We start from the raw sequence: 22,169 nt of genomic DNA on the forward strand, positions 1-22,169 counted from the left end.
AAGCTGCTGAATGATGAAGCGGGCGGCCAATGGCCGCCCGCTTCTGTTCAGTCTTAGGGTCGTCACTTGATCATTAGATCATCAATGCTGCCACCGGCATCTATGTGACCCTTCACCCAACGGGGCTGACGCCCGCGGCCTGTCCAGGTCTCAGACGTATTGTCAGGATTGGCGTACTTCGGCGCCACGGTTGCCTTAGTCGCCTTTCCACCAGCAAGCAGCTCCTTGAGCGAGAAGCCGTGTTCCTCTGCCACCTGCTGTGCAGCAGCCATGGCCTGTTCTTTTTTCTTTGCTTCATAACCGTCGATCTGGTGACCGACAGCCTTGTGAAGATCGCGAAGCTCTTTCAGAGACATGCTTTCAAGATCGAAGTTCATTTTAGCTCCTTATTTGACATAAGGGCTGTCTTTTAGACTGCCTTTATGTCCGTTACTTATACGGTGCTATTTTCCAAGCGTGCGAGCTTTGTCCTGCATTCTATTTATTGACTCCGCAACCCCTGTCGTCGCTTGAAAAACAGATGGGTGGGCGGAAAAGGCTTGCCCGGCGCGACCAAGTGCATTTTCTCCGCGCACCGTCTGCCCTGGGGTTTTGGCAAGAGCCAAGCCATTTGATGCGGCACTTTTGCTATACCCATATGCGCTTTTTCCAGTGCCCACGATGGTCTTAGAACCGCCCATGAACTTCTGTGAAGCCGCGACAACACCGAGCAAATGCAGGTTCCCTGATACACTACCTACAATAGTCGGGAGTAGGGCGACACACAGCAGTATTAGTATCATAAGCACGATAAACGGAAGGAAAGCACCGATACTGTCATAGCTATCTGTGCCAATTCGGTTGATCATATCGTTTCCCATGGAAAGCATGATCGAGAAGATTGAAGCTATGAACAGGGGATACAAGGACCAGCTAATGCAGGCTGCAAGCCAGCGTTCGAAAAATCCCTTTGTCGCCTCAAATAGCGTCATTGCGATCATGATGGGAGCAAGCCCCAACAGAACCGTGATAACGACTTTTGGAAACAGGATCATCAGGGCAGAAACGGCAGCTACCGAACCAATGAGCAATGACGAAATTCCCATCATGATCATGGTTCCAAAAAACCCGCCCATCTCACGACCTATCGTCGTCGCCGCCGTAGAAAAACTGTCCAGCATATCATCTATGGCCGACGCAAATCCGTCTGTAATTGTTGGCCCATTCATGCCGTTTCCACTCGACGCAAGGATGCCGCCTGCGGTTGCCTCGATCGCACTCAGGATGCCATTTGCGACCGCCCAAAACTGATTCCAGTTCCAGGCAAATATCCCTATCAAGGATAGCTTTATCATCAGGCCAATGCAGTTCGTCCAAGCCATCGGGCGCAGCTGGAGCATCATGTTGATGCCGACGAGGGAAACTGCCAACACGGCCATGTAGCCGACAAGGGTGCCAGAGGCTTCGACCAGCCCCAAGAAAGTTGATCTGGCCGCATTTTCAAGGAAGGTTTCAGCAGAGTCTACAATCAGCGCGACAACCGTCATCTCACTGACCCCGCGATTGGCTGCAAACTGTCAGCGCGTCAAACTGGAAATCTTTAACCTCACGCATTGCTTGGCGCTTCAGTTCGACAATTTCCGCAGTCGGTCTGCCTTGTGCCATCTGCTGATATTGCGCGTCCGCTTCATCCCAAGAGGGATATTCGGTTTCGCAGGGGCACGAGTTGTTCTCAATGATGGCCTGATAACGTGCTGCGTCATAGAGGGCAGTCAGGAGCAGGGATTTTTGCGCCTCGGAGCGTGGAAGATCAGTTGCCCATTGTGGCCGATCTGGTTTCACACATCCATATCGGGTTACTTCCTGTCCTTCTCTGGGCTTCGACAGGTCGGGCATGGTGAAATCCATGAAGTCCCGTTCTGCCTGTGAAGGCTGTGGCTCGACTTGGCTTTGCGCCATTCGCTTATCGGCGGATTGCGTGCTGAAATCGGTCTCAGCTTGAGACCCACTTCCAAGGAGGGCACCGCCAATTGCCACACCAGCAGCAAGGGATGATATGGCGATCACAAGGGTTTTTCGGTTAAGCATGGCTTGTCTCTCCATTATCCCCGGTTTCGGGAATGTAAAATTCCAGCACGCCCCGGTCGCCCCCGGCGCGGCCGGTCTGTATCACCACGTCAATCGAGCTGGCGATGTAGCGCAGCGTGTCTGCATAGGTTAGCGGCAATTCCGACTTCAGCGCCATGATGGCGAGCTTCCACAAAGCCAGCTTGGGGGTTTCGGCATGGATCGTCGTCATTGACCCGCCGTGGCCGGTGTTGATGGCTTCAATGAAGGTCATAGCCTCCTTGCCGCGAACCTCGCCCACCACCAACCGGTCAGGCCGCATCCGCAGACAGGAGGTCAGCAGAATGTCCGGCGTCCTGGTCTTGCTGTCCCGATCCGCAATCAGTGTCACCACATTGGGCTGCGTCAGCTTCAATTCCGGGGCGTCCTCAATGGTGATCATCCGCTCGCTGTCGCTCACATAGGACAGCATCTTTCGCGCAAAGACCGTCTTGCCGCTGTCGGTCGCGCCCGAAATCAGGGCGTTCATCTTGTTGATGATGATGAACGCCATGGCCGCATCAATATCGCCGGTGGCCGCCAGCTTTTTCAATTCGAGCTTGGTTTCTGCACGGGCCTGATCCACCGAGTATTCCTGACCGTGCAGGTATCTCACCTGGATCTTGTCGAGGGGCAGGGACGAAAAGAACCGCATCGAGATTGCTGCACCCGCCTCCACAGCAGGCGCGGCGACCACTTGCGCGCGGATCGGACGGCCCCGGTAATCTACGGAAGTCGAAATGATCGGCGCATCCCGTCCAAGGGTCAGTGTTCCTGCGCTGGCGATGCGGCGGCCCAGGTCCATGACCTCCTGACGGTTCATCGCCGCGCGCGTTTCCAGCTTCATCGCCGGATCGCCATGCTCCAACGACCAGATGCGGCCGTCCGGGTTGATGGCAATTTCCACCAATGCGGGGCTGTCGATGACAGCCCCGATGCGGGCCAAGGCTTCATCCAGATAGCTGCCATGGGTCATGTCGTTCATGATCAGAAAATCTCCAGATCGCGGTCCACCATGACGGTGATCCGGGTGCCTTGGTTCACGCTGATGGTCGGCGGCATCGAGACATACTTGCCGATGGCAGACTCCGTTGCGCCACTGACGGCATTGGACACGCCGGTTGCGGGATCGTTGGAACCGCCCGTCGAAATGGTCACGCCCCCGTCGCTGCTGTCGTCTTGCAAGGCCGAGGGGATGGCACTGATTGTGGAAATCAGGGCCGCTGCTCCAAGCCGGCGGAAGAAGTGATTGTTGACCTCGCCGGTGGTGCCGGAACGGCCCAAGGCATCGCCACCGAAGGAGCTTATCTGCACCGACTGGTTGTCGGGCATGATGATGCGCTCCCAAGCCACGAGAAGCCTGTTCTGGCCGGTATCCACGTCAGCCGAGTACCTGCCGATCAGACGCGACCCGCGCGGGATCAGGATGCGCGATCCATCATAGGCCACTACATCGGTTGTCACGAGGCCCCGGATCGGGCCTTGAAGCGTCGAGTCGATGGCTGTTTCCAGAACCGCCTGAATCATCGTGCCCTGCGTGACGGTGTTGGACGGGTTCACGATGATTTCTGCGCGCTGGACCTGCACCGGACGCCCGGCATCACGGACAAACTGCGCGTCACTGCTGAGACGCGCTGCCTGCTGCGCAGCCGCCCCATCTCCAAAGCCCGCTGCATCAGCGACGGCACCCGCGCCGCCGCCGCCGAGGGCAACCATGGACGATTGTAGCCGCGCTTGCTCTAACTGAGACGCTTCATCGGCAGCCTGACGGCGTTGCGTCAACAAATCGTCCGGGCCGCCCGGCATGACACTCTGGCCGCTTTGCAGCCGCATCATGTCCAGGTCATTGTTCAGCCCGGCGATTTGCAGATCACGGCTGCTCAGCTGATCGCGCAATTCCTGTTCGCGCGCCTCTGCTTCATCACGCAGCTGGTTCAATTCGCTGCGCATCTGGTCAAGGGCCTCTGTGTCAACGACAGGCTCACCCTCGGCGTCCTCGGCAGGGGCCTCGGACAGTCGGTCAATCTGATCTTGTAGACCGCGGATCAGATCGACCACCTCGGAGTTTTCGCTGACAGGCGCCGGGACGGCTTCTGGCGCGGCGACTTCGACAGGCTCAGGGGCAGGGGCAGGGCGCGGCCGATTTTCAAGGTCGCCAAAGCCGCTACCTTCAGTCTGGAACTCTCGGGCTTCGCGCACCCCCAAATCAGCAGCACCTTCAGGCTGTGAATAGATATAGACCAGCCCGGCCAGCACCGCTCCGCCACAGAGCAGTCCGGCCATCTTGCCGGCATTCGCCGCAGGGCGTACTTTCTTAGCTGCCTTGGGGTCGGATTTTTCCAAGCCAGCTAGTCGCTCGCGCAGGTCGATAGTCTCTTGATCGCTCATTGTACCAACCTCACGGCTTTCATCATCCCCACAGTCGATTCAACCGACCCCAAGCGCAGCATCCAGAACGGGTTAATGCCGGTCACACGCACCACGCCATCGGGCATGGTCTGGGAGTTGACCGTAATTTCCTGCCCTGCCGTGACTTTGAAGATCGCAGGCATTTCACCCGTGCTGCGGAACTTGAAGTAGGTGAAGGTCCCATCGTCCCAGACCAGCGTAGGAGTGGTGCCGTTCACGATGCTGCCGCCGTAGTCGTAATTCAGCGGACCACGGGCGACTTGGCGGTTGGCGGGCGTGGCGCTGCCTGAGCCGCGTGGGTAGGTGAAGCGCACCACGGAGAACTGCGCCGAGGTAGTTTCCGAAACCTCGAAGTAATACTGCCTCTTGTTGGTATAGACGTTGATGTTAGTGGCGGCACCGCTGGTTGTGGGCTTCATCACGAACGCACTGCCGCCCGGCACCGCATCGAAATTGAAGCTGACGGTATCGCCCGCAACCACGGATGTGATCTGTTCATCCGGGCCGAACTCCACAGAGGTAACCCGGCCTACCTGGGTCTGGACACGATAGACCTGTCCATCGACCCATTGGGCATAGCGGACACGGGCATCGAGATTGCCCGCCCGAGGGGTCACTTCGGCCAAGGCGCTCGACGCCCCCATGCTGGCCGCGCACATGGCAATGGCGAAACGAATGCCCCGCATTATTGGACCTCCAACCTGTCAGACGTGATTGCGTATTCGTAGACCGAGAAGCCGAACGGGTTGGTCCAGACATCCTCAAGCGAACGGGCCTCAGTAGTGTCGTAGCGAAAGGCCAGCGTTGCCGTGAACAGCCCCTGGGTTTCCCCATTGTTATCCTGCAGCCGCTTGCGCAGCCGGACCTGGGCCCGATCATTGGTGATCCGCGTAACTGAAAGGACCTCCACGTCCATGCGTGCATTCTGCCCGTATTTGCGTTGTGGATAGTCCGGGTTTTCTGACGACCAGAGGCTGCGCATGGATTGCAGCGCCACCCCCGAGGACCGGGCCAGTACCGAACGGACCCGAAGGTCATTGTCGAGCATGCTGTAGGTTTCCCGATCGCGCACATAGGCGTGGACCAACGACTGCACGACAGCATCACGGTTGCTGACAGAGATTGTTTGCAGGTTCACCATCGGCAGCGCCATGCCGCTGGACGGATCGAACGGAACCAGGACCGGGGCGGGCGTCTCATGGCTGGCCGCGATCACCGCCGCCATGATGCAGCCGATGGCCCCAAAACCCCATCCCGCGACCCCGAATTTCTGCCAGAAGGCACCGCGCCGGCGCTCGCCGTAGATCAGTTCTTCCTCTGTCTCACTAACACTCCGGGAGGCGACGGCTGCGGCTTGCGCCTTATTGGTTTTGCGATTGAACATCGGTGGCCTCACTGCAAATCCGGCATGGTGAAATCGAGCATCTGCTGCTCCTGCGCCCAGGCACTGGCCTGCGACACGTCCGACATGCCCATCCCGTAACTTTGGATGGCGAGAAGCTGGTTGTTCTTGATCAACTCGCTGACGGCCTCACCCATCATCCGGGTGTTCAGGTCGATGGCCTCCTTGATGCCGGTCTGCTGCGGAATTTCCCCTACTAGACGGTCTAGGCGCTGGAGACTGACAGCTGTTTCGCGCTGTGCGGTGTCGGCCGAGGCCGCCACCATCGCCCCGGTGGTTGCCTGAGATGCCGCGCGTTTTTCCGACACGTTGCCGTCCCGGCCCATTTCTTCCACCCGCGCCGGATCGAGGCCCGCCCCGATCATCGTGGATTGTGCGGCAGCTTGTATCTGCTCACGGTAGCCCGACGACAGGCCCGACCAGTCACCGGAGGATGCCGAATTTGCGGCTTGCAGGATGCTGGTCATTTTCGGAGCGAGAACCGCATCCAAACCATCCCCCATGAGAAGGCCCTGAATGTCGGCATTGCCGGTCAGGACGGCATAGATCTGTTGCAGCTCATTCGTCTGTGATTGCAGTTCGGCCAGTTGTTCGATGAATTGGTCCAGCATGTCGCTCTGGATGCCGTAATCTTCCAGCATCCGCCTGATCTGCGTGATCTGCTGCGCGATGGACTGGGTATCGACGGTCGGCACGCCCTGCGCCGTGACCGGCGCGGGCAGTGCTACAGACAGGCACAGACCCGCGCCGACGATCAATCCTTTGAATGCAATCCGCATCTTACAATTCCCCTTCAAAATTCAAGAATGCGCGCTCCTGCGCGAAGGCAGAGGCAGCCGCTATTTGCTCTGCCGTCATCGGCTTGGAGCGGGTGGCGACGAGGCGCGTCCTGATGACCAGCAGGCGCACAAATTCGGCGCGCACATAGCTGTTCAGGGCCATCGCCTCTGCTGCGTTGCCGGTATCCCCAAGACGGGACATGGCTTCTTCAAGGCGGGCCATCGCCAGCCCCATGTCCTGCCCGGCTTCATCGGCATATTCTGCCGTGGCCCCGCCAATCATCGCCCGGTCGGCATTCGCCATATAGCTGGCCTCAATGCTGCCGATCTGGTCGGCCGCACCTAGTGCTGCCATGTATTCTCGATACTTAGTCGGGATGATCCGGACGTAGTTCTGGGTTTCCGCAAAAGGCGGTACGCCGCCATACCTGCGAACATTTCCCGCCCCGGCATTATAGGCGGCAAGGGCCAAGATCATATCGCCGTCAAAGTCGTTTAGGCGCTGCGCCAGATAGCGTGCGCCACCTTCAGCTTGAACATAAGCGTCATTCCGGTAGGTGCTTCTGATGCCAAGATCACCAGCGGTATCAGGCATGATCTGAGTAAGACCATAAGCCCCGGCAGGCGATTGGGCATGCGGATTGAACCGGCTTTCCTGCCAGATGAGAGCCTGCAACCAGCACCGCCACTGGATCAGCGACAGCCCGGCGCGCTGCATGTGGTGGGTGTCTTGCGCTGCGCGGATGATGATCTGTTCGACGTTCTCACGCTCGCCGCTGAACAGCCGGTCCGCAGCGGCGCTGTTGTCGGTGGCATAGACTTCCGCAGAGGGTGCAAAGCCTTCTTCTAATCCCCGAACCGTTTCTTCAGCCCCCGCCCCATCATCGGGCAGGGTCATTCCCTCGGTGACTGCCTCCAACGCCTCGACCTGCTCACGTTCGGCTTCAACACGCTTGCGGCCTTCTTCGGCCTTCTGGCGTTGCAGAACGAGGTCCGCTTCAAGCCGCAGGGTAATTTCCGCCTCGCGGGCATTCTTGGCCGGATCGACAACCGGCACACCTTGCGCCATCGCCGTGCTGGACAGCATCAGGGCAAGAACAGGGGCCGCCAGAGCTACCCGTAAGCTGCCCGCAGTCCCTTGCTCGATTCTTGACGTCTCGCGCGGGCCTTTTGCGGGCATGGAGCGAGGATCACCGTTGCGCATAAGGACCGTCCTCGACCGCGCCCTCATAGACACCCACCTGTCGCACGGCGTCCTGGCGCGCTTCGCCCCACAATTCTTCCAAGGGCCGGAGTTCGCAGGTCAGATCGCCGCGTGCATTGAAGCACTTGCTGCTGACCGGTTTCGATTGGGTGCCAGCGCAAGCAGACAGGGCAAGGGACGCCAAAACGGCGCAGAGGGTACGCTTACGCATTTTCAAATCCTTTCCAAAAATCAGGGCGGGTCCGGTAGTCCGCGCCGACCAGCGCCTCACCGGCCTTCATGCCGCCGAGGATGGTCAGGAGTGGGCCAAGGGCCGAAAGATCGGTGTCGATGACATGCGAGCCGTCATCCGACCGCAGCAGGGCGATCCGCGAACCGGGATTCACGCCCATGAGGATTTCCAGTTCTTTCTGGTTCAGTCCGAGCCCGTCATAGTCAGAGGCACCGGCGTCCTTGTTCGGCAGCAGCATCTTCGTGGGCAGCGCCTGGAGCAGGGTCCGCCCATGTGCAGTTGCGTTCAGCTGATGCGCAAACTGCGTCATCATCACGACGACCGTGTTCTGCTTGCGCGCCGTGACCAGCCAGTTTTCGATGCGGCCCGCAAAGTAGGTGTTGTCCAGCGCCTTCCACGCTTCATCAATGACGATGATCGTGGGGCGCTTGTCCTCGATCTGCCGCTCGATGCGCCGGAAGATGTAGGACAGGACCGCCATGCGGGCTTTCTGGTTTTCGCTATCCAGAATGTCCGTCAGGTCGAAGCCGACAAACTGGCCGTCCAGCGAGAAGGTATCCTCGACCTCGCGCCCGAAAATCCAGCCGAAGCGGTTTCCCTCGGTCCACTCGTTCAGCCGTTCCGCCAGCGCGCCCCCGTCATGGGTGGAGCCGACCAGCTGTGCAAACTGCGTCCAGGTCCGCAGGTTGGGATTTCGCGCCTCTGCGTTTTGGCGCACAGCGTCGCGCACCGCGCGGGACTGTTCCGGCTGGAGCTGGCTATGGCCGGTTTCCATCAGGTGAATGATCCAATCGCTCAGCCATTCCTGTCCGGACGTGTCCGTCTCGATCCAAAGAGGATTGAGGCCCGTGCGTTCGCCTGCCTTCAGTTCGGAATACCGGCCGCCCAAGGCGCGCACGGCCATTTCCATGCCCCGGCGATAGTCGAAGACAAAGACCCGCGCGCCGACACGTTGCGCTTGTGCAGCCAGGAATGCCGCCTGCACGGATTTGCCCGACCCCATGCGGCCAAGGACCAGCGTGTGACCGTTGCTTGGTTCCTTTTTCGGATCGCCTTCTTCATGGAAGTTGAAGCGGTAGGCACTGCGCGAAATTGTCGGAAACCACGTAATCGGAGTGGCCCAAGGCACATTTTCACTGCTCTTGCCCATCGCAGCACGATGCAGCGCCGCGAAGTCGGCAAACTGTTCATTGGTGATCGCGCCTTCGCGGATGCGGAAGGCACGGTTGCAGGGATGCTGGCCGAAATAGACGGTGCGGGCCGTATAGCCCTGCGCGATCATCTTGACGCCCGCGCCTACGGCGATGTTGCGAATCATCGAGCTGATCTTTGCCAACTCCGCTTCGCTGTCAGCATAGACGGCGACCGCCATCTGATGCTGCCCGAAAGAAATCTCACCGGAAGCCAGACGGTTTTGCGCCTGTTGCACGGCCTCGATTAGGTTGGCGGCCTTGTCGTTGATCGCGGCGCGGCGGCGCAGTTCCCGCGCGATCCGCTCTTCCATGATGCCGCTGTTGACCGGAACGTAGTAGTTCGACACCACCATATCGACGGGCAGGTCCAGTTCATCGAACATGGTCACGAAGGACTCGCGCGGAAACTCTTTGATCGAGTAGATCATGCCCACCCGATCCGGCAGGCTGCCCCCGGTCAGGTAAATCTTGTCGCCCTTGAAGGTGACGCGTGTGTTGCTGACGGTTTCCGCAATGGTCCGGTCCAGCGACGTGTGAAATGTCGGAACCTCGATCCCGGTATTGATGCTTTCGAGAAAGCCAAGCAGTTGACCGCTAGATGCGGTCAGCACTTGCGGGTTCATGCCTGACAAAGCCGAGCAGAGAAACTCCACGACCTCTTGCAGCTGGCCCACCTGGCCGTCGATCTGCCGGGCCAGAGCTTCCTGAGACTGGCGCTGCGAGAACGGGATCTTCGACAGCACGTCAGGACGCTTGATGACGGTTATGGTGATGGTGTGTTCGCGCAGGTTGGCGCGGCTCATATGGGCCTGCCAACGCCGGTCGATCTGGGCAGCAAGCCCATCATCCGCGACGGGCGGAAGGGCCGTGTCGATGCGGCGCGATACCTTGTGGACGGTATAGGCAAACTTGTCGCCGGTCTGGGCGATGATGCTGGCGAAAATTTCCTTCATCCGGTCCAGCTTTTCATCGGCGACCGTCAGGCTGTTCAGCCCGGAGACGCGGATACACTGGAACAGCTCATTGCCCCTGGTGCGGATGGTCAGGTCGTCGATCAGCGAGACATATGGCAGCATGGAAGCCACCGATTGTTCCCGGCTGGCCCATGCTGGCAGGGCATCAAGGGCGGCAGGCCCAATCCGAAGATTACGGTTCATAGCTATCAGCACCCCATTGATCGCGGTTTTTGGTTCGGCGGGTTTTTTTGCTTACGACCGTGACCACATCGAAAAAATGCGGGTCCCATTCGGCAGCGATCCAAAGGGCCGGATAGGACAGGGCCGTGAATGTGAGGGTCCAGAAACTCTGGACCCACACGAAAGCCAGGACGGACCCCACCATCCAGATCACGGCATAGAACATCGGAAGACCCATAATGCGGGCCGGGCGAATGAGGCCGAGGAACAGCGGGGACCGTTTAACCATGAGATTACTGAGTGCCCCACATCGCGTTCACGATGACGCTGGCGCCGGCGACGATGGCGATGCCCGCGACGACATAGACGACAGTGCGGAAATCGACGTAGCCCATCAGCCAAGCCGCGCCGATGCCGATCACAGCCAGCGTTGCCATGGCCCGGCCAAGCGGCCCGGTAAGGGTGTCGGCAATTCCGGTCAGAATGTTCGTAATCGGGCTGAGGTTGATCTGCCCCTGGGCCATTGCAGGCTCGGTCATCAGCATGAAAAGGCCGACAGCCAGCAAGGCAAAGAGCAGCAGGTTGAGTGCCGAAACCGGCATTGATTTGGTCATAGGATGTCTCCGTTCAATCGGGAAAAGACGGCCATCACCTTGCGGACGTGGCCTTGGGTTTCGCGGTAGGGCGGAATGCCCCCGTGGCGCGCGACAGCTTCAGGGCCAGCGTTATAACCAGCCAGTGCCAGCTCCATTGATCCGAACCGATCAAGAAGAAGGAGCAGGTATCGTGCAGAACCATCGAGGTTCTGGTGCATATCATGGGGATTCACGCCGAGCGTTGCGGCGGTGGCTGGCATCAGCTGGCCGAGGCCGATAGCCCCGACATGGCTCCGCGCCCGAGGGTTGTAAGCACTCTCGATTTCAATATTGGCACGGTAGAAATGCCGCCATTCCATGACTGACATTCCGGCTTTGCGCAGGGCGACGTGACCGCCGTAGCGCATTGCGGTCTGATCAATTGCGTTGAGGATTTCTTCGCTTCCGGAAACTGCACGCGGCGCGACAAAACCGCTTTCCGGTTCTGCAAGAAACGACATGGAGTCTTGGGAAGGGGATGCCGGGCGTTCAGCCTCTGGAATTATCGGCTGCCCGCCTGATCCGAAATGGCGAGCGAAGCCGTTGCTTTGTTCTCTGAATTGAAAGGCTCCATCGGAGCCGGGCACGAGAACCATGCCATTTGCAAAGGAGTGGCCTGGATTAAGCGGAAGAAGCCCTATCAGGCAGCCAGCCATTGCCGGAGAAAAGGAGGATAGTGAAGACCTAGCTCTTTTTCTTATCTTCTGGTTTTGTTGACGTTGAATGGACCGTCCGCTCGTCATCAAACAGCGGAACATCCACGTGCCTGAATCCGGCTTCATGCATGAAGGAAGTAAGGCCGTTAATTGTCCTGAAAACCCTGACTTTAATTTCGTCCATATCATCGACCTTTCGTGGTGTCGTGACGAGGAGTTTTTCAAAAGTCCCTTCTGAATTAACGACGCGAACGATCCATTCGCCATACCAGACGGATGCTTTGCGGTAGGCCGCCGCTTGGCAAACGACCTCAGCGAGATAGCCGCTAGCAACGAGCTTTCTGAATCTGGGTTCTGTAACCACATTCGGCGTTTCTTTTTCTAACTCTATTTCTTCCACGCCTGTGGTCCTCCAACTGGTAGGACTAGGCACCCTTCTCGGGTAGCCCAGTTCTACGATATTATAATATTGACAGCAACCCTATAGGATTGCTGAACGCTACTTTTCTCTTGCGCATCCATCAGTAGGGCGCTGACCAATGAAATTAAAGCTACTTCGGAGGGTGCGGCTTGTGCTGGCTAGGGGGAGTGTTGCGTGCAGGATTGTCTTCCGCCCGCGGCAGAATGCCTTTGCCACAATGCCGGATTTGCTGCTGCGTCTTGCATGGGCTTTCCAAGCGACGCCTCATAAGAAGCATGGCGGGCAGACCTGATGATGGGCCTGGACCGCGATGGGTGTCTTGCGTGACAGATAAGCAGGGCGGCCCGAAGACCGCCCTAATGCACGGGGCCGGGGCTATAGGGTGCTATGAGGAATGTGCAGTTTGCACATTCCTCATTCGTAGATCACGTTTTCGCATCTCTCGCCCTTCCACATGATGGCGACATGCCCAGTGTTCCACTTGTAGAGCCAACCCACGACTTCCCGCGATCCCTGATCCAAGACACGCTTGATCGGATGAGCCTGCTCTCTCTCGTTGAGCGATCCAGTAGTATCGTCATCGACGGACACGATTTTGCTGCCTTGAATACCCATATCATTACTCCCAGGGGCGGCGCGGTGTGTGGCAACGCAGCGCGTTCCATCCACCGGCGATTTGTTCATTTCTGGTTAATGAACTATGGTCCGCGGCCTGATCACGGCACGATACGAAATTGAGCGAAACAGAACGAAATGAAACCCTCCAACATGCTGATAAAAAATGGAAAGTTTTTCGTTCAGCCTGATGCTGGTGGTAGAGATTTCAAGGTGCTTTTCAAGAACCTCGCGGCGGCAGGAGCCGGGCGACCGGTTGACGAAAACGGATTTCCAAAAGGCCCTTGGACGGCAGACCTTCTCGCTGAAGCGATCTCATTGATCGACGCAAACCGGGCAGGGATAGAGCTACGCACTGTCCAGCTCTGGTTCCAAGACAACGACAAAGGCATCAGTCCAGAGAACATCCGATGGCTTGCACGGATCTTTGGCTGCGACGACCCCAAGGCGACAAGCGCCTGGCAAGCTGAATTGAGTGCATCGCAAAGGCAGCTGGTTGCCCAAAGACGTGAGCGGCAGAAGTCTTTGGTCAGCAGCGCCTCTGAGGCAAGCAACCTAGAGGAAACAGCAGTCGAAGTTGGCGACGGGATAGTGATTGATGCCGACGACGATCTTCCTGATGATACTCAGCCCAAAAGACGCTTCAGTCTGGCCCGAACGTCAGAGGCAATCTTTGGTGGGGGATCGTTCCTAGACCTGCCGGTATCAGTCTTTGCCGGCGCGGCGGTGCTTGGGTTTATGTCTGTCTTCCTGGGTGTCCATAGTATTACCTACGCGGAAAACAATGGACCATTGAAGCAAGTAGGCTTTTTTTGGGCTCCAAACTGGACCCTTCTTTTCATGGTCTTCCTGCCTCTCTTTCTCGGCTTTTGCCATGAGGTCATAGCCTTCTGGAAAAATGAGGGACGAAACCTGCTTGTTGCAGCAAGCGGTAGTACAGAGGGCAATAATGGATGGTTGAAAAAGGTTGAGGCTTCGCCGCTTACCTACTGGTCAGTGTTTCTCGTCTGCATAGGATTTGCGGGTCTTTTCCAGTGGGTCAGTGTTCGCTTGTTGCCCCTTATTGATGGAAGTCGCGATTATGCGATTGATTGGGGGTCAATTGGCATCATACGCCCTGAGCTGACGTCCGTAATGGCCCAGGCATTTTTTACCGGAATTGCTTACCTGTATATGTGTCTCTGCTTCTATCTTTTCTTCGTAGGACTCATTCTCCTATACACGTTGGCATATGACTATAGGGATATTAAACGCCAATCGGAGAGGGTTGATGATGACAACCTGTCAGATGCTATCCTGGGAGTCAGCGCAAAACTTTCTAGAGGAGTTTTTAGGTGCGCTATATCAGGTATCTTGATTGCCATCTGCATGAAGCTTCAGTCTGTTTACTTGGTTACAGACAGTCGTGATATCATAAGCTGGTTCGTGAATGACTTTCTGGCTGTCGCGGTTGGGAACGACACTATTTTTAGCCGCAAAGACTTCAGTACCCCTAACCAATATACAAGTCTGCTTATTGTCATGGTAACAGTGTTTATGTTCGCTTATGTAATTTCCCAAGTGGGACTTGTACGGCAGTTTGGAAGTGTCCCTGTAAAAATGGCAGGTTGTATCCTTTCTTTGGTGATAGCCTATACGGCTATCGGGATGTTCGATGGCTTTTCAATCGTTCTCGGTCTTTCCATACTTCTCGCAGCCTATGGCCTCTTTGATCCATGGCTTGGATCGCGGTCTGGCATTGTGGAAAGGCGCGTTGATGTATCATAGCTGGCTGAATCGTTGGGATGATAAACGGGCGCAGCGTGGAAACGCCTTAAAGTGCCAGACTGTGTTCAGTCTGGACGCGCATCTTGCGTTTCCTACACCGGAAAATGAAAATATTGGCATTGCTGATTTCATGCGTTTGGCTGAGCGAGCTGTCGCTGATGATTCATTTTTTGAAGATCCCGCGAAGTCTGATTTCAACTATACATGGAAAGATGGCTGGATCGAGTATCAGTCTGATATTAAAACGGGCGTTGCGCAGAACGACCGTATTCAAGCCAAAGTAACTGACAGCATAACCAAAAAACGCGCTCTTATTATTTTTCATCATTGGAATGCGAGATCGAGATATAAGCAGATCGCTGCATTCCTATCGAGGCGGGGAATTACGGTAGTCCAGATCGCTATGCCGTATCACTTTGAACGGTCCCGGTCGGAATCGTCATATGCGGATTATATGATCAGCTCTAATTTGGGCCGGACACTACAGTCGGTTCAACAAGCCGTATCGGATGGGCGGAAGCTGATACGCATCCTGGAACGTGAGGGCTATGAGCATATTTCGGTCTTGGGCATAAGCCTTGGGTCTTGGATCGCTGGCCTTGTTGCCGCGACAGACAGAGCTGTTAGGAAAGCAGGGCTTTTTCTAACCGCAGGTAGTCTGGCCGATATGGTTTGGACTGGAGATGCCACGAAGCACATTCGCGCCAGCCTGGAGGGCCAGATCGACACCACGCAACTCAATAGGGTGTGGAGTCCGCTGAATCTCGAAAACTATACAGAGCAGTTGGCACGGCCCGGTCTGGAGCTTCTGATTGTCGTTGCTACCAGAGACACTGTTGTGCTGCCCCATCTGGCGGAACCCTTGATCACCAAGTTGAACCAGGCCGGGGCGAGGGTGGACACCCTACAGCTGAACTGCGGGCACTATTCGTTTTCGCTGCCACCTTACATCCTACCGGCAGGTCTTCGCACGATCCGGTTTCTGACAGGGTGAAGAATGACCTCTAGGCGTTGCCAAAGCGTTCTCAAAGGCTCTATATGATCTTATACTGATGACAGGCATCGTATAGGATTGTTGATTTGAGGGAGTGGTTATGCGTCGTCTAGGCCAAGTCACGTTGGGAGTGATGATCGCCGTGTCGGCGGGGGTTGTGACACCGATGCGTGTCGCCGCGCAATCCTACCCGATCGACTGCGCAATTCTTCTCTGTCTGGCTGGCGGCTTCCCTGCATCAGCGGAATGCACAGCAGCAAGGATCGAAATGATCCGTCGCGTTACGCCGTGGCCCGTTGAGCCGCCCTTGCAGCTCTGGAACTGCCCGCTGCGGGCCAGCGGTCTCCCGTCGCTGCCCAACATGGGCAGCGATGGTTTGACAGACGAGATCAGGGGCTATCGTGACGGCATCGAGGTCTACCACGTCAACTATCGTGGTCAGCGGAACAGTGAGGGCATCGATATATCAGATTCGACGCAGCGCGGTTTCTACGACGAGACCGGCGAGTTTCGTTGGATCAGTATCCGCCTGGAGGACACGCCTTTGTGGGTTCGTGACCGGGTTGGGTATCATGGTGGAGAACAGGCTGGAACGAGGCGCGGCATTGCGATGAGGACCACAGATTACAGCGGTCAGATTTCCGAAGTCATTTGGGAGACTTACTGATGCAAACACTTGGCAGCATATCGGCATTCTATCAATTGCCATGCATGCGCCTGTCTCTCGCGCAGCAAGCTGAAGTCCCTGCAACGGGAGGAGCGCGCAAAATCAGATAAAAATACCAGCCCAAAAGAAAACCCCCCGCGCGAGGGTCCGCACGAGGGGCTTGGTGTCGATAACTCAGGTTTTGCCGACCTGAACTAGCACTCATTTCTGTTTGCTATAGTTATCCTCCCACTCCCGAAAATCAAGAGCAAACGGCGCATCTGTGCGAACGGATACGGCTTGCCTGCGGACACCGCGCTTCTTGATTGAGGAGCAGCAGATGAATACCGGAGAGGCCGCAGAACGCGGCAGTTTTTTTAAACGCATCAATGGCGTTATTGATGGCGCGCGTGCCGATGGCATTGCGGCCGATCGCAAACCCATCCACCGCAATTCGCGACGTAGGGGATCGTGCGAGGGATCATTCTGGCGCGGGACGTCACGCCAGGACGTACAGAAGGTCTTGATGGCCGCCCGATACTATGACCGGGCAAAGAAGGAACCTGGCAAGAGGAACGGCCCCCTTGGCGGCATCGCTTTGGAGGTCCTGGCGCTCTTCGCCAATCTCGTGAACTTCAAGTCGGGCCGACTGGACCCGTCCCTTGATTACATCACTGACAAGCTGTGCCGGTCGCGTGACGCGGTTGTGAGGGCGCTGAAATCACTACGTGATCATGGCTTTCTGGATTGGCTGCGCCGCTTTGAGCCGGTCCCGACTGAGGGCCGCGGGCCGCAGGTGCGGCAGGTCAGCAATGCTTATCGCCTGTCTGCACCGAAGCGCGCCCTTGCGCTTCTCGGGCGGTGGGCTGGCAGGCCAGCTGCGCCAGATGATGACCAAGCGGCACGCAAAGACCGCGCCGCGATGGAAGCAGAGCATGTCGAAACTCTCGACCTTGGTGGCCTGGCAGCTTTTAAGATCGAGGACTCAGATCTTGCGAAGGCTCTGGCAGTGATGGGCAAAGCCATAGATTTACGCGAGTCCGCCAAGCGGACTGAAACCCAATCTACCTCTTTCTCTTATGCTTGAAGGGAAAGATGACGCCGCGCATCGGGAGGCAAACATGCCTAGGCGGCGGTTCCAACCCGAGCAAGACGAGCCGGTGGGCAGGCTGAGCATTTTCAAAGCGAACCGCAGTTCTCGCGCCGCCGTTGCAATGGCTATGAATGATAACCGGTTGCGGCTGTGGAGCAATGCCAGACCTTTCCAGGGTGTGATATGTTTCGGCGTAAGCTTTTTTACATCTTTCGGCCTGTGCTGCGCTTTCGCAAGGCCGGTGTATGCTGACAGCATTTCAGGCCAGGCAAGCGTGATCGCCGGTGTCTTTATCGAGATTAAGGGCGAACGCGTCAAACTGGGTTCGGTTGATGCACCTGAGCCCTCGCATACCTGTATTCATGCTAAGACCGCGCCTGGCGCTGCGGTCAGCAGGCGGCATTGACCTTGTCAGACATGATAAGTGGCAGTCCAGTCGCCTACTTTTCAAAGGGCAGGGACCAATATGGCCGCATCTTGCAGTAGTGCAGCGAAAAAAGCGTGAAGTTTTCTGTGTGGCCGGCCAAGCCGTCTATTCCATCTAGGCAGTGAGGCCGTTCGGATTCAAAAAATGTATCAAAAACCGTGCCCTTTTGCGACATGTCTCAAAAGGGCGTTCTACGATGGCCTTTGCAACACGTTTAGCGCTGTTGCACCAACGATCGTTTTTGAACACTCTGAAAAAGGGGCAGGGGAGGCGGGCATTCTTTGATCCGCGTTGCAGCTTTGGAACTGCTGCATGTCACTGCTTTTGCCTACCTGGAAAGCAGTATGACCTTTTGGTCCGACAAAAGGTCAAAATGACGTTTTTGCTTGACACTTCGAAGCTGCGATCGCGATCGGCGGATACTGTGATCACCACACCTTTTTGGAAAGCAGCCTCACGGCCGTAAGACAGCATCGACGCGCATGGCGGCCATCGGACGCTAAGGACTTATCCACATTCTTCGGGGGTAATATCGGGGATAAAGCCGTAACGATAATTACTGCAATGCCTTCGGTCTCATTCTTAAAGCAGCATTCCAGACTGCTGAGCCAGATCAGACCAAACAAGTCTTGATCTTCCTATGGTACTGTGTATCTCATACGAGATACACAGGAGGCTTGAATGCCAACCCATACCTCGATGCTGCATGTCCGTGTGGACGATCATCTCAAGGCACAGGCCAGTAGCGCACTGGCAGGTGTAGGCCTGACCCTATCAGATGCAGTCCGTATCCTGCTGACCCGTGTGGCGGCTGAAGGAGGTCTGCCGGCCGGTCTGACTGCAAATCCTGAAAGCTATGATAGCTGGTTTCGGGCGAAGGTGCAGGAAGCGCTGACAGACACCCGGCCTGGCGTTCCACATGACCAGGTCATGCGTGACGCCCGGGCCTTGATCGATGGCAAACGGGGTGCCTGAACTCGAATGGAAAGCCTCCGCGGTCGCCGACCTCATGGCAATTGTCGACTATATCTCGGATGACAATCCTGAGGCTGCCCTTGCTCTGATGGAGGAAATTCAGGGGAAGGTCGCGCAACTTCCAATGTATCCCAAGCGGAGCCGGGCAGGACGCGTTCAGGGAACACGTGAGTTGGTCGTTCGCCCGAACTACATTGTCATCTATGCCGAGACGCCGTCTGTCGTGACGATCCTTCGCGTGCTTCATGCCGCGCAGATGTGGCCCTGATAAGCGATCGGCTGAAAGACGAGGGTGGGCGCCGGCTCAGCAGCGGTGCCCCAGTCAGATCTATCCTGTTCCGGTCACGGCAACGCGATCATCTTGTCGTGGATTTTTCTGCTGCATATCGCTAACTCGATAATCATGAAGACCTATCTGCGGGCCTTGTTTCTTGTCGCCATCACCGTATTTGCGGTTGGATCGACGGTGCTTGCGCCGGCGACTGCCGCGTCAGTACCCGATGACGGCATGATGGCCATGGCACATTCCGGCATGTCCGAATGCCTGGATTGCAGCGACAGGGGTGAAATTGGAACGGCGGACTGCAATCTGATCTGTTCGGCGGGGGGCTTCGTCACGATTCCTGAATTAGAGACCTCTGATCTCAGACAGGCTCGGCGTCTCCTGAGGCGGCAGCCTGCCGATGTCATGTTCAGTGATCTGCATTGGCTGCCACTACGAAGCCCTCCACGCCCATTCATCTGATTTAACTGCTGTTGTGGCAGGCGACGCTTGCGCAGATGACTTTGTCCCCTTGTGCTGGCGCCCTGCCGGGACTGCTGCGTCCCCTTTGGTCTGCAGTTCCGCTTCAAATCCAGATAGTCAGGTGTCCTATGCAGAAGATTTTGCATGCAACTCTCCAGAGTCGTCATTTTCCCGGAGTTACTCCGGCCGACGCGCTCTCGAAGACAGAGCGTTACCACCCTCTGTGGAGGGTAATGGCATGACAATGATGAATAGCCCCATGGCGGCCATGATGATGCTGGGCTGCGGAGTTCTCGCGCTTCTCATTCTGGCGATCCTAGTCTTGGGCATTGCTGCCCTTCTCAAATACTTGCGGGGACCGGCATGAGATCACGGGGCTTGATGCTCGCCGGGCTGTCATTTGCCGGTGTGGCGGCCGTGGCGGCTTTTGCACAGGTCAATCGGTCCCAAACCGCGGACGCTACTTTCCTGGGCGTCCGCGTCACGGCACAAGAGATCGCGCAAGGAAAAGAACTCTACGCGCAAAATTGTGCGTCATGTCACGGCCCGGATCTGGCAGGACAGCCCGACTGGAAACGTCCGCTGGAGAACGGGCAGATGCCGGCACCGCCCCATGACGAAACGGGGCATACATGGCACCACTCCGACAGTCAGCTTTTCACACTGACCAAGCTGGGGGTCAGTGGTGTCGTGCCTGGATATGAAAGCGACATGCCGGCCTTTGAGGGCATTCTGACGGATGCAGAAATCCGCGCCACCCTGGCCTACATCAAAAGCACGTGGCCCAAGCGTCAATACGAGTATCAGGCCGAGGTCTCCGACCGTGAGGAACCGGAAGAATGATCGCAGCAAAATCCACAAGCCAGTCGGCGGCTCCTGGGCGCCTTTTCTGGGGGGATCGCCGTTGAACCTTATCACGCGTCGCTTCGTGTTGTGTGCCGCCGCCGCCGCAACCGCGCTGCCTGCATTTGGGCAGCTGCCTGTCGTATCCACTGCCATTCATGTCGTGGAGGGCAGGGGGTGCGAATGCTGTAGGCAATGGACAGAGCATCTTCAGAATGCCGGCTTTCAGGTCACGAGGGAGGAGCGTTTCGGCACGCTTCTCATGCAGCACAAGATCGACCTCGGCGTGCCCATCGACCTCACGTCTTGCCACACCGGCTTGGCCGAGGGCTATTTTGTGGAAGGACATGTTCCAGCCACCGATATCCGCAAACTGCTTCAAGTGCGCCCTGACGCCCTTGGCCTGGCCGTTCCGGGCATGCCCTATGGCAGCCCCGGAATGGGCCCGGAAAGCCACCGTGAGGCTTATGATGTCCTGCTCGTGCTCAAGGATGGAAGCCACACAATCTTTAACCGATACGCCGCTGCGCCGGCCTGATGCATGATCTCCAAGGAGCTCTCTCTATGATGACCTTTAATCGTCGACATGCGTCGCTGGCTATGCTCGCATCCCTTGCTGCATGCGGATCGTCAGGGCCCAGCTCGGCCCCTGCACCGCAATTCAAGCGATACTCTGGCCCGCCGGTAACACAGGTGGCTGTCTACAAGGGCCAACGCCGGATGCACCTGCTGAACGGCCAGACAGTCTTACGATCCTATGATTTTGGGCTGGGCAACCAGCCGGTCGGTCACAAGCAGTTCGAAGGCGACGGAAAGACGCCCGAGGGGCTGTATTTCATCGACCGCTTCAACCCGCGCAGCAGGTATCACCTATCTGTCGGCATTTCCTACCCCAACGAACAGGACAAGGCTTATGCCGCACAGTTTGGTCGGAGTGCGGGGAGCGACATCATGTTCCATGGGCGAGGCCCGGAGGGGAACGCCCTCGCACCACGCAACCGCGATTGGACAGCTGGGTGCCTTGCCCTCACGGATCAGGAAATCGAAGATGTCTATGCAATGCTGCAGCCGGGTGTACCGGTGATGCTTTATGCGTAGGGTTCTGAATGATCACGTTCGAGCAACGGCAACAGATCGCCGAGATGGTAACATTCCTGCGCAAGACGCTGGAAATTCATTGATGTCTAACTTTCACCCTATTAGACAACACCTATGATCCACGTGCTGCGCCAGCTTGCTATGATCTTCGTCGTGACCTTGGTCTCGATGGGCGTCACTGCATCCGCTGGAAATGCGTCGATGGATCTGAAATGCGACATGATGCTGACGGCCGCGTCCGCCGATGGGTGGGACGATCACACCAAGCACCTCACAGGTGACAGTTCAGATCACTCATTCCAGAACACTGTCGTCGTCGAAGACCATGTGCATGAGGAAGACACGTCTTCCGAAGGACATGGCTCGCATTGCAAGGCCCATGCCTGCCCGGTTACGGCATTTCTGAGTTCCAGTGATATGGCCCAGGCATTTCTGATGAGCCAGATGATCGAGGCCGTTCGTACGGCTCCGCTGGTGGAGTTGACAGTTTCCGAAGGACTGCGCCGCCCTCCGCGGGCCTGATCCGAACGTTGCAAGCCGACGCCTGAACGGGCCACGGCGACCATCCTTCTGATCTAAAAGCGGATTCATCACATGAAACTTCTGTTTGCGGCTGCAATGCCGCTTGTCGCGGTGGCTTGCGCCCCGCTGGCGCCTCTGGATACGTCATCCGGGCTTGTCACCGTTGCTGACACGACATCTCCCGTTTCAAACCTGCAGGCAGGTCCTGCCATCACCTATCGAAGCCGCAGCGTTCAGGAACCAGGTAACTGGACCGACCTGAACAATGCCCAAGCCCCGGGTGTCGAATGAA

Annotated in this window: 30 protein-coding genes; 14 read left to right on the plus strand and 16 right to left on the minus strand. The window is 57.1% G+C overall.

What is annotated here, in order from left to right:
• Positions 1–62: 62 nt before the first annotated feature.
• The 11 genes from ACZ2G3_RS20605 to ACZ2G3_RS20655 form a co-directional block, all read right to left on the minus strand.
• Positions 63–377: an H-NS histone family protein gene (locus tag ACZ2G3_RS20605; protein WP_470400288.1), complete on the minus strand. Its 315-nt coding sequence runs from the start codon at positions 375–377 to the stop codon at positions 63–65.
• 66 nt (positions 378–443) lie between these two features.
• Positions 444–1,526: a TrbL/VirB6 family protein gene (locus tag ACZ2G3_RS20610; protein WP_470400290.1), complete on the minus strand. Its 1,083-nt coding sequence runs from the start codon at positions 1,524–1,526 to the stop codon at positions 444–446.
• 1 nt (position 1,527) lies between these two features.
• Complete coding sequence (locus ACZ2G3_RS20615) at positions 1,528–2,082, minus strand: hypothetical protein (RefSeq protein ID WP_470400291.1); 555 nt, start codon at positions 2,080–2,082, stop codon at positions 1,528–1,530.
• Positions 2,060–3,070 (minus strand): CpaF/VirB11 family protein, encoded by a 1,011-nt coding sequence (locus ACZ2G3_RS20620; protein WP_470400292.1) that lies wholly within the window; start codon positions 3,068–3,070, stop codon positions 2,060–2,062. The genes ACZ2G3_RS20615 and ACZ2G3_RS20620 overlap by 23 nt, the downstream gene beginning before the upstream one ends.
• A gap of 2 nt (positions 3,071–3,072) precedes the next feature.
• A complete protein-coding gene (locus ACZ2G3_RS20625) occupies positions 3,073–4,473 on the minus strand; it encodes a TraB/TrbI/VirB10 family type IV secretion system protein (RefSeq protein ID WP_470400294.1) in 1,401 nt (466 codons plus the stop codon).
• Positions 4,470–5,180 carry a TrbG/VirB9 family P-type conjugative transfer protein gene (locus ACZ2G3_RS20630; protein ID WP_373947145.1) on the minus strand — a complete coding sequence of 237 codons (711 nt, stop codon included), beginning with the start codon at positions 5,178–5,180 and terminating at the stop codon, positions 4,470–4,472. Before ACZ2G3_RS20630 ends, ACZ2G3_RS20625 begins: the two co-directional genes overlap by 4 nt.
• A complete protein-coding gene (locus ACZ2G3_RS20635) occupies positions 5,180–5,878 on the minus strand; it encodes a VirB8 family type IV secretion system protein (protein WP_470400296.1) in 699 nt (232 codons plus the stop codon). The genes ACZ2G3_RS20630 and ACZ2G3_RS20635 overlap by 1 nt, the downstream gene beginning before the upstream one ends.
• An 8-nt stretch (positions 5,879–5,886) precedes the next feature.
• Entirely contained in the window at positions 5,887–6,675 is a 789-nt protein-coding gene (locus ACZ2G3_RS20640) for a type IV secretion system protein (RefSeq protein ID WP_470400298.1), read from the minus strand.
• A gap of 1 nt (position 6,676) precedes the next feature.
• On the minus strand, positions 6,677–7,762 hold the full coding sequence (locus ACZ2G3_RS20645; protein ID WP_470400300.1) for a lytic transglycosylase domain-containing protein: 1,086 nt from the start codon (positions 7,760–7,762) through the stop codon (positions 6,677–6,679).
• 103 nt (positions 7,763–7,865) lie between these two features.
• Entirely contained in the window at positions 7,866–8,090 is a 225-nt protein-coding gene (locus ACZ2G3_RS20650) for a hypothetical protein (protein WP_470400301.1), read from the minus strand.
• Entirely contained in the window at positions 8,083–10,107 is a 2,025-nt protein-coding gene (locus ACZ2G3_RS20655) for a VirB4 family type IV secretion system protein (protein WP_470400302.1), read from the minus strand. Before ACZ2G3_RS20655 ends, ACZ2G3_RS20650 begins: the two co-directional genes overlap by 8 nt.
• On the opposite strand from ACZ2G3_RS20655, the gene ACZ2G3_RS20660 reads away from it, so the two are divergent.
• Complete coding sequence (locus ACZ2G3_RS20660; protein ID WP_470400315.1) at positions 10,108–10,524, plus strand: hypothetical protein; 417 nt, start codon at positions 10,108–10,110, stop codon at positions 10,522–10,524.
• Here the strand turns inward: ACZ2G3_RS20660 and ACZ2G3_RS20665 are convergent.
• The 5 genes from ACZ2G3_RS20665 to ACZ2G3_RS20685 all read right to left on the minus strand — a co-directional run bounded on the left by ACZ2G3_RS20665 (position 10,451) and on the right by ACZ2G3_RS20685 (position 12,836).
• Positions 10,451–10,729, minus strand: coding sequence for a VirB3 family type IV secretion system protein (locus ACZ2G3_RS20665; protein ID WP_042250064.1), 279 nt, complete (start codon positions 10,727–10,729; stop codon positions 10,451–10,453). The two genes, ACZ2G3_RS20660 and ACZ2G3_RS20665, sit on opposite strands and share 74 nt — an antisense overlap.
• A gap of 4 nt (positions 10,730–10,733) precedes the next feature.
• A complete protein-coding gene (locus tag ACZ2G3_RS20670) occupies positions 10,734–11,042 on the minus strand; it encodes a TrbC/VirB2 family protein (RefSeq protein WP_042250071.1) in 309 nt (102 codons plus the stop codon).
• 8 nt (positions 11,043–11,050) lie between these two features.
• Positions 11,051–11,671 (minus strand): lytic transglycosylase domain-containing protein, encoded by a 621-nt coding sequence (locus ACZ2G3_RS20675; protein WP_371927626.1) that lies wholly within the window; start codon positions 11,669–11,671, stop codon positions 11,051–11,053.
• Between the two features lie 88 nt (positions 11,672–11,759).
• Positions 11,760–12,131, minus strand: a complete 372-nt coding sequence (locus ACZ2G3_RS20680; protein ID WP_231559105.1) for a hypothetical protein — start codon at positions 12,129–12,131, stop codon at positions 11,760–11,762.
• Positions 12,132–12,566: 435 nt separating this feature from the next.
• Entirely contained in the window at positions 12,567–12,836 is a 270-nt protein-coding gene (locus ACZ2G3_RS20685; RefSeq protein ID WP_252930236.1) for a hypothetical protein, read from the minus strand.
• A gap of 87 nt (positions 12,837–12,923) precedes the next feature.
• Between ACZ2G3_RS20685 and ACZ2G3_RS20690 the strand changes: the two genes are divergently transcribed.
• The 13 genes from ACZ2G3_RS20690 (at position 12,924) to ACZ2G3_RS20750 (ending at position 22,168) form a co-directional block, all read left to right on the plus strand.
• Positions 12,924–14,534 carry an RcgA family putative transporter gene (locus ACZ2G3_RS20690; RefSeq protein ID WP_470400310.1) on the plus strand — a complete coding sequence of 537 codons (1,611 nt, stop codon included), beginning with the start codon at positions 12,924–12,926 and terminating at the stop codon, positions 14,532–14,534.
• Positions 14,524–15,528 carry an alpha/beta hydrolase family protein gene (locus ACZ2G3_RS20695; protein WP_470400237.1) on the plus strand — a complete coding sequence of 335 codons (1,005 nt, stop codon included), beginning with the start codon at positions 14,524–14,526 and terminating at the stop codon, positions 15,526–15,528. The genes ACZ2G3_RS20690 and ACZ2G3_RS20695 overlap by 11 nt, the downstream gene beginning before the upstream one ends.
• 133 nt (positions 15,529–15,661) lie before the next feature.
• Positions 15,662–16,195 carry a hypothetical protein gene (locus ACZ2G3_RS20700; RefSeq protein WP_470400238.1) on the plus strand — a complete coding sequence of 178 codons (534 nt, stop codon included), beginning with the start codon at positions 15,662–15,664 and terminating at the stop codon, positions 16,193–16,195.
• 319 nt (positions 16,196–16,514) lie between these two features.
• Entirely contained in the window at positions 16,515–17,261 is a 747-nt protein-coding gene (locus tag ACZ2G3_RS20705) for a helix-turn-helix domain-containing protein (protein ID WP_470400239.1), read from the plus strand.
• Positions 17,262–17,334: 73 nt separating this feature from the next.
• Complete coding sequence (locus tag ACZ2G3_RS20710; RefSeq protein WP_470400240.1) at positions 17,335–17,673, plus strand: hypothetical protein; 339 nt, start codon at positions 17,335–17,337, stop codon at positions 17,671–17,673.
• Between the two features lie 702 nt (positions 17,674–18,375).
• Complete coding sequence (relB, locus tag ACZ2G3_RS20715) at positions 18,376–18,669, plus strand: type II toxin-antitoxin system RelB family antitoxin (protein ID WP_072298561.1); 294 nt, start codon at positions 18,376–18,378, stop codon at positions 18,667–18,669.
• A complete protein-coding gene (locus ACZ2G3_RS20720) occupies positions 18,662–18,937 on the plus strand; it encodes a type II toxin-antitoxin system RelE/ParE family toxin (RefSeq protein ID WP_470400311.1) in 276 nt (91 codons plus the stop codon). Before relB ends, ACZ2G3_RS20720 begins: the two co-directional genes overlap by 8 nt.
• 135 nt (positions 18,938–19,072) lie before the next feature.
• Positions 19,073–19,414: a hypothetical protein gene (locus tag ACZ2G3_RS20725; protein WP_470400241.1), complete on the plus strand. Its 342-nt coding sequence runs from the start codon at positions 19,073–19,075 to the stop codon at positions 19,412–19,414.
• 381 nt (positions 19,415–19,795) lie between these two features.
• The gene (locus tag ACZ2G3_RS20730) at positions 19,796–20,257 is read left to right on the plus strand and encodes a c-type cytochrome (RefSeq protein WP_470400242.1); all 462 of its coding nucleotides are present in this window, start codon (positions 19,796–19,798) and stop codon (positions 20,255–20,257) included.
• A gap of 61 nt (positions 20,258–20,318) precedes the next feature.
• Complete coding sequence (locus ACZ2G3_RS20735) at positions 20,319–20,795, plus strand: DUF411 domain-containing protein (protein ID WP_470400243.1); 477 nt, start codon at positions 20,319–20,321, stop codon at positions 20,793–20,795.
• A gap of 26 nt (positions 20,796–20,821) precedes the next feature.
• Complete coding sequence (locus ACZ2G3_RS20740) at positions 20,822–21,355, plus strand: L,D-transpeptidase family protein (RefSeq protein ID WP_420873160.1); 534 nt, start codon at positions 20,822–20,824, stop codon at positions 21,353–21,355.
• 114 nt (positions 21,356–21,469) lie between these two features.
• Positions 21,470–21,877: a hypothetical protein gene (locus ACZ2G3_RS20745; RefSeq protein ID WP_136858338.1), complete on the plus strand. Its 408-nt coding sequence runs from the start codon at positions 21,470–21,472 to the stop codon at positions 21,875–21,877.
• Between the two features lie 72 nt (positions 21,878–21,949).
• Positions 21,950–22,168, plus strand: a complete 219-nt coding sequence (locus tag ACZ2G3_RS20750; RefSeq protein WP_139085877.1) for a hypothetical protein — start codon at positions 21,950–21,952, stop codon at positions 22,166–22,168.
• Position 22,169: the final 1 nt, after the last annotated feature.

Source organism: Paracoccus sp. KKT209, assembly GCF_055635455.1.

What these genes read in the sequence shown, in the direction of transcription:
- ACZ2G3_RS20725 (WP_470400241.1), top strand. Translation starts at nt 19,073, where the DNA reads ATGAAGACCTATCTGCGGGCCTTGTTTCTTGTCGCCATCACCGTATTT.
- ACZ2G3_RS20700 (WP_470400238.1), top strand. Translation starts at nt 15,662, where the DNA reads ATGATCGCCGTGTCGGCGGGGGTTGTGACACCGATGCGTGTCGCCGCG.
- ACZ2G3_RS20750 (WP_139085877.1), top strand. Translation starts at nt 21,950, where the DNA reads ATGAAACTTCTGTTTGCGGCTGCAATGCCGCTTGTCGCGGTGGCTTGC.
- ACZ2G3_RS20660 (WP_470400315.1), top strand. Translation starts at nt 10,108, where the DNA reads ATGGGCCTGCCAACGCCGGTCGATCTGGGCAGCAAGCCCATCATCCGC.
- ACZ2G3_RS20740 (WP_420873160.1), top strand. Translation starts at nt 20,822, where the DNA reads ATGATGACCTTTAATCGTCGACATGCGTCGCTGGCTATGCTCGCATCC.
- ACZ2G3_RS20685 (WP_252930236.1), bottom strand. Translation starts at nt 12,836, where the DNA reads ATGAACAAATCGCCGGTGGATGGAACGCGCTGCGTTGCCACACACCGC.
- ACZ2G3_RS20625 (WP_470400294.1), bottom strand. Translation starts at nt 4,473, where the DNA reads ATGAGCGATCAAGAGACTATCGACCTGCGCGAGCGACTAGCTGGCTTG.
- ACZ2G3_RS20675 (WP_371927626.1), bottom strand. Translation starts at nt 11,671, where the DNA reads ATGGTTCTCGTGCCCGGCTCCGATGGAGCCTTTCAATTCAGAGAACAA.
- ACZ2G3_RS20605 (WP_470400288.1), bottom strand. Translation starts at nt 377, where the DNA reads ATGAACTTCGATCTTGAAAGCATGTCTCTGAAAGAGCTTCGCGATCTT.
- relB (WP_072298561.1), top strand. Translation starts at nt 18,376, where the DNA reads ATGCCAACCCATACCTCGATGCTGCATGTCCGTGTGGACGATCATCTC.
- ACZ2G3_RS20670 (WP_042250071.1), bottom strand. Translation starts at nt 11,042, where the DNA reads ATGCCGGTTTCGGCACTCAACCTGCTGCTCTTTGCCTTGCTGGCTGTC.
- ACZ2G3_RS20620 (WP_470400292.1), bottom strand. Translation starts at nt 3,070, where the DNA reads ATGAACGACATGACCCATGGCAGCTATCTGGATGAAGCCTTGGCCCGC.
- ACZ2G3_RS20645 (WP_470400300.1), bottom strand. Translation starts at nt 7,762, where the DNA reads ATGCTGTCCAGCACGGCGATGGCGCAAGGTGTGCCGGTTGTCGATCCG.
- ACZ2G3_RS20635 (WP_470400296.1), bottom strand. Translation starts at nt 5,878, where the DNA reads ATGTTCAATCGCAAAACCAATAAGGCGCAAGCCGCAGCCGTCGCCTCC.
- ACZ2G3_RS20730 (WP_470400242.1), top strand. Translation starts at nt 19,796, where the DNA reads ATGCTCGCCGGGCTGTCATTTGCCGGTGTGGCGGCCGTGGCGGCTTTT.
- ACZ2G3_RS20610 (WP_470400290.1), bottom strand. Translation starts at nt 1,526, where the DNA reads ATGACGGTTGTCGCGCTGATTGTAGACTCTGCTGAAACCTTCCTTGAA.
- ACZ2G3_RS20705 (WP_470400239.1), top strand. Translation starts at nt 16,515, where the DNA reads ATGAATACCGGAGAGGCCGCAGAACGCGGCAGTTTTTTTAAACGCATC.
- ACZ2G3_RS20650 (WP_470400301.1), bottom strand. Translation starts at nt 8,090, where the DNA reads ATGCGTAAGCGTACCCTCTGCGCCGTTTTGGCGTCCCTTGCCCTGTCT.
- ACZ2G3_RS20665 (WP_042250064.1), bottom strand. Translation starts at nt 10,729, where the DNA reads ATGGTTAAACGGTCCCCGCTGTTCCTCGGCCTCATTCGCCCGGCCCGC.
- ACZ2G3_RS20695 (WP_470400237.1), top strand. Translation starts at nt 14,524, where the DNA reads ATGTATCATAGCTGGCTGAATCGTTGGGATGATAAACGGGCGCAGCGT.
- ACZ2G3_RS20655 (WP_470400302.1), bottom strand. Translation starts at nt 10,107, where the DNA reads ATGAGCCGCGCCAACCTGCGCGAACACACCATCACCATAACCGTCATC.
- ACZ2G3_RS20615 (WP_470400291.1), bottom strand. Translation starts at nt 2,082, where the DNA reads ATGGAGAGACAAGCCATGCTTAACCGAAAAACCCTTGTGATCGCCATA.
- ACZ2G3_RS20630 (WP_373947145.1), bottom strand. Translation starts at nt 5,180, where the DNA reads ATGCGGGGCATTCGTTTCGCCATTGCCATGTGCGCGGCCAGCATGGGG.
- ACZ2G3_RS20640 (WP_470400298.1), bottom strand. Translation starts at nt 6,675, where the DNA reads ATGCGGATTGCATTCAAAGGATTGATCGTCGGCGCGGGTCTGTGCCTG.
- ACZ2G3_RS20745 (WP_136858338.1), top strand. Translation starts at nt 21,470, where the DNA reads ATGATCCACGTGCTGCGCCAGCTTGCTATGATCTTCGTCGTGACCTTG.